Origin of the sequence: Collinsella sp. CLA-ER-H3 (genome assembly GCF_040092425.1) — a bacterium.
In the GTDB taxonomy this organism is placed as follows: Bacteria; Actinomycetota; Coriobacteriia; order Coriobacteriales; family Coriobacteriaceae; genus Collinsella.
This window is the reverse complement of record NZ_JBBNLP010000022.1, coordinates 1-1,763: the sequence shown is the minus strand read 5'-3', so window position 1 is coordinate 1,763 and position 1,763 is coordinate 1. Positions and strand designations below refer to the sequence as shown.

Genomic DNA, 1,763 nt, shown 5'->3' with positions numbered 1-1,763 from the left:
ATAAGTGAATTCTTCTTGTTTGGATCGGATGAATGATTGCTATCATTCTGTCTGATAAATCGCAGAAAAGAATCGAGTCTGGAAGAAATTGATCTTCCATCTCTCTCCTATCGCTATGCGGCTCTCAAGGTACGCGGGTGCGACCCCGGGGACCGGGTGCTGCGGGGACTTACTCCGGGCGACATCAACCGGACGGGCTCCTGCCCTCTATTCGAGTTAAGTTGATCTCTCTAGAAGATTTATCTCCCTAGAAAGGAGGTGATCCAGCCGCACCTTCCGGTACGGCTACCTTGTTACGACTTCACCCCCCTCACCCTCCACACCTTCGGCGCCTCCCCCCTCGAAAGGTTGGGCCGGCGACTTCGGGTGCAGACGACTCGGGTGGTGTGACGGGCGGTGTGTACAAGGCCCGGGAACGCATTCACCGCGGCATGCTGATCCGCGATTACTAGCAACTCCGACTTCATGGGGGCGGGTTGCAGCCCCCAATCCGAACTGGGGCCGGCTTTCCGGGATCCGCTCCCCCTCGCGGGGTGGCATCCCTCTGTACCGGCCATTGTAGCACGTGTGCAGCCCAGGGCATAAGGGGCATGATGACTTGACGTCGTCCCCGCCCTCCTCCGCCTTGACGGCGGCGGTCCCGCGTGGGTTCCCGGCATCACCCGATGGCAACACGCGGCGGGGGTTGCGCTCGTTGCGGGACTTAACCCAACATCTCACGACACGAGCTGACGACAGCCATGCACCACCTGTATGGGCTCCTCTCGGCCACGGGGTCTCCCCCGCTTCACCCATATGTCAAGCCCTGGTAAGGTTCTTCGCGTTGCTTCGAATTAAGCCACATGCTCCGCTGCTTGTGCGGGCCCCCGTCAATTCCTTTGAGTTTTAGCCTTGCGGCCGTACTCCCCAGGCGGGACGCTTAATGCGTTGGCTGCGGCACGGGGGGATCGTCCCCCCACACCTAGCGTCCATCGTTTACGGCTGGGACTACCAGGGTATCTAATCCTGTTCGCTCCCCCAGCTTTCGCGCCTCAGCGTCGGTCTCGGCCCAGAGGGCCGCCTTCGCCACCGGTGTTCCACCCGATATCTGCGCATTCCACCGCTACACCGGGTGTTCCACCCTCCCCTACCGGACCCAAGCCGCGGAGGTTCCGGGGGCTTCGGGGGGTTGAGCCCCCCGCTTCGACCCCCGGCCTGCCGGGCCGCCTACGCGCGCTTTACGCCCAATGAATCCGGATAACGCTCGCCCCCTACGTATTACCGCGGCTGCTGGCACGTAGTTAGCCGGGGCTTCTTCTGCAGGTACAGTCTTGACTCTTCCCTGCTGAAAGCGGTTTACGACCCGAAGGCCTCCGTCCCGCACGCGGCGTCGCTGCGTCAGGGTTCCCCCCATTGCGCAAGATTCCCCACTGCTGCCTCCCGTAGGAGTCTGGGCCGTGTCTCAGTCCCAATCTGGCCGGTCGGTCTCTCAACCCGGCTACCCGTTGTCGGCACGGTGGGCCGTCACCCCGCCGTCTACCTGATGGGCCGCGGAGCCATCCCCTCCCGTCGGGGCTTTAGCCCGGGCGCCATGCGGCGCCCGGGGGTATCCGGTATTACCCGTCCTTTCGGGCGGCTATCCCGGGGGAGGGGGCAGGTTCTCCACGTGTTACTCAGCCGTTCGCCACTCGCTTCCCTCCGGAGAGGGGTGCCGTTCGACTTGCATGTGTTAGGCGCGCCGCCAGCGTTCATCCTGAGCCAGGATCGAACTCTCCGTCCAAAAT

General features: G+C 63.0%; 1 rRNA gene. It reads right to left on the bottom strand.

The annotated features are described in order from the left end of the window. Positions 1-251 precede the first annotated feature (251 nt). Positions 252-1,759: ribosomal RNA gene (locus AAAX32_RS09985) — 16S ribosomal RNA — on the bottom strand. Positions 1,760-1,763 lie beyond the last annotated feature (4 nt).